General features: G+C 65.6%; 4 protein-coding genes. 2 read left to right on the forward strand and 2 right to left on the reverse strand.

Annotation, left to right across the window (positions count from 1 at the left end):
- The first annotated feature begins 93 nt into the window (after positions 1–93).
- Positions 94–798: a TPM domain-containing protein gene (locus tag JHC57_RS22075; RefSeq protein WP_294032711.1), complete on the forward strand. Its 705-nt coding sequence runs from the start codon at positions 94–96 to the stop codon at positions 796–798.
- Between the two features lie 135 nt (positions 799–933).
- Complete coding sequence (locus JHC57_RS22080) at positions 934–1479, forward strand: NUDIX hydrolase (protein ID WP_294032708.1); 546 nt, start codon at positions 934–936, stop codon at positions 1477–1479.
- On the opposite strand, the gene JHC57_RS22085 is transcribed toward JHC57_RS22080, so the two are convergent.
- Positions 1476–2111 carry a rhomboid family intramembrane serine protease gene (locus tag JHC57_RS22085; RefSeq protein ID WP_294032709.1) on the reverse strand — a complete coding sequence of 212 codons (636 nt, stop codon included), beginning with the start codon at positions 2109–2111 and terminating at the stop codon, positions 1476–1478. The two genes, JHC57_RS22080 and JHC57_RS22085, sit on opposite strands and share 4 nt — an antisense overlap.
- 13 nt (positions 2112–2124) lie before the next feature.
- Positions 2125–2357 (reverse strand): GreA/GreB family elongation factor (locus tag JHC57_RS22090; protein ID WP_294032710.1); only part of this gene is annotated, 233 nt, incomplete at its 5' end.

Below are 2357 nucleotides of genomic sequence, written 5' to 3' on the forward strand. Positions count from 1 at the left end.
CAGCGGTGAGGCCGGGTCGTCTGCAAGACGCTGCCGAGCTAAGACGACTCCACCTCGCAGGTTGTCCCCGAAGTCGCCGTCGCCGCTGTGCTGATCGAGGCGGGTGAGAGTTTCATAGGCCGCCGCGACCGCGTCAGCGAAACCGATCACGATATCGTCACCGCGGCGGTTGCTGCGGCCGAGACGCATACGAGCGGCGAGATCGTCACCGTCGTTGCCGGCAAGTCGAACGATTACGACGATGTCGCGCTCGTCTGGGCGAGCATCGTTGCCTTCCTCGCCATGTCGATCGTCGCGCTCTTCCCCGAATTCTACCGCGGTCTCTACGACCGGTTGACCGGCGGCTGGGGGCATGAGCTGACCGCCAATCAATGGCTTGGCACGGTGATCGCGATCGGCGTCCTCAAATGGCTCGGCATGTGGCTGATTCTGCTGTGGCGCCCGCTGCGCATGGCGCTGACCCCGCGCAGCATCAAGGCCGAGCGCGTGCGTGCGCGGGCGATCGACCTGTTCAAGGTGGGGACCGAGGGCAAGACCGCCGGCCGCACCGGCGTGCTTCTGTACCTTAGCCTGAAAGAGCACCGCGCCGATATCGTCGCCGATGAGGCGATCGCCGCCAAGGTAACCGCCGATGTCTGGGGCGATGCGATGGCCGCGCTGATCGAGCGCGTGCGCGCGGGGCGACCCGGTGAGGGCATGGCCGAAGCGGTGCGCCAGATGGGTCTCGTGCTCGCCGAGCATTTTCCGCGCGGCAGCGAGAATCCGAACGAACTCCCGGATCGGCTCATCGAGCTTTAGGTGGCGGGGGCTCTTATGTCCGTGTCCCGGCGAAGGCCGGGATCTCAACCTCGCGCGATAACGAACAATAGAGATCCCGGCCTTCGCCGGGATGACGATTCATCCGGAAATGCGCTTTCTGTCAAAGGACAAGACATGACTCTCCCCTCCCCCGACACCCCCATCGAAACGCGATGGGAAGGCCGCTTCATCTCGGTCAAGCAGCAGGGGACGTGGGAATATGTCTCGCGAGCGCGCGGCATCCACGCTGCAGTGATCCTTGCGATCGACGAGGGCGCCGACGGGCGCCACGTCATCCTCGTCGAACAATATCGCGTGCCGTTGAAAGTCCGGTGCCTCGAACTGCCCGCAGGACTCGTGGGCGATGACACGGCAGGAGAAGCAGCGGAGATCGCGGCGCAGCGCGAGCTGGAAGAGGAAACGGGCTATCACGCCGGCAACTGGCGCACCGTTGGCGAATTCTACAGCTCGCCCGGGATGGTCAGCGAAAGCTTTACCCTGCTCGTCGCGACCGGACTGACGAAGGTGGGCGAAGGCGGCGGCGTCGACGGCGAGGATATTATCGTCCATCGCGTTCCACTGAACGGCATCGCCGATTTCGTCATGGCGAAACGCGCCGAAGGCTGCGGCATCGATGTGCGGGTGGCGATGCTGCTCGCGGGCGGACTGCTCGGCGCCTAGCGCGCGCCGAAGCGCCAGCGGAGCAGCGGGCGGGCAAGAAACAGCCCGGCGAGAAAGCCGCCGACGTGCGCCCAGATCGCGACTGCGCCGAACCCGCCGCCGCCAGCCAAACCGATGAGCAATTGAAGCCCGATCCACGCTGCGGCGAGCCACAGCGCGCGCACCCAATGACCGGGGATCGGCCCGATCGCCGAGGCCTGCGACCGGCTGAAGATCAGCGCAAAGACGGCGATGAGCGCCGAGATCGCCCCGCTCGCGCCGATCATCGGCACCGCCGAGGCCGGATCGGCGAGATATTGAGCGAGCGCACCGCCATAGGCACCCGCGACGAGCAGTATCGCCATCGCCTTCGTCCCGAGCGGCGCTTCAAGCTGGCGGCCGATAAAAAGCAGCACGAGCATGTTGAAGGCAATGTGCAGCACCCCGCCATGCAGGAACGCCGACGACAGCGGCGTCAGCACGAAAGGAACCAGCGTCCCCGGCGGCAGGATCAGTTCGGATCCGAAGCGCGCGGGAATGAACCCCGCGCGCACGATCGCGTCAATCTGGAAACCGGTGATCCAGAGCAGCACGAAGATGACCACGCAGGCGAGCGCATAGCCCGTGACCAGCGGCGCATCCTGCGGTTTCATCGCCGCGCGTCCGTCAGATGAATTCGATCTTGGTCACCAGATAATATTTGTCGCCGGCAGGGACGGTGACCTCGACCTCGTCGTCGACGCGGCGGCCGATCAGCGCGCGGCCGAGCGGCGAATTATAACTGATCTTGCCGTCCTTGGCGTCGGCTTCCGCCTGCCCGACGATCTGGTAACGGACGGGCTTGTCGTCCTCGTCGGCGAGGGTGACGGTCGCGCCGAACACGATGCGGTCGCCCGACA

It is taken from the genome of Sphingopyxis sp., from assembly GCF_016463645.1.
GTDB lineage: Bacteria > Pseudomonadota > Alphaproteobacteria > Sphingomonadales > Sphingomonadaceae > Sphingopyxis.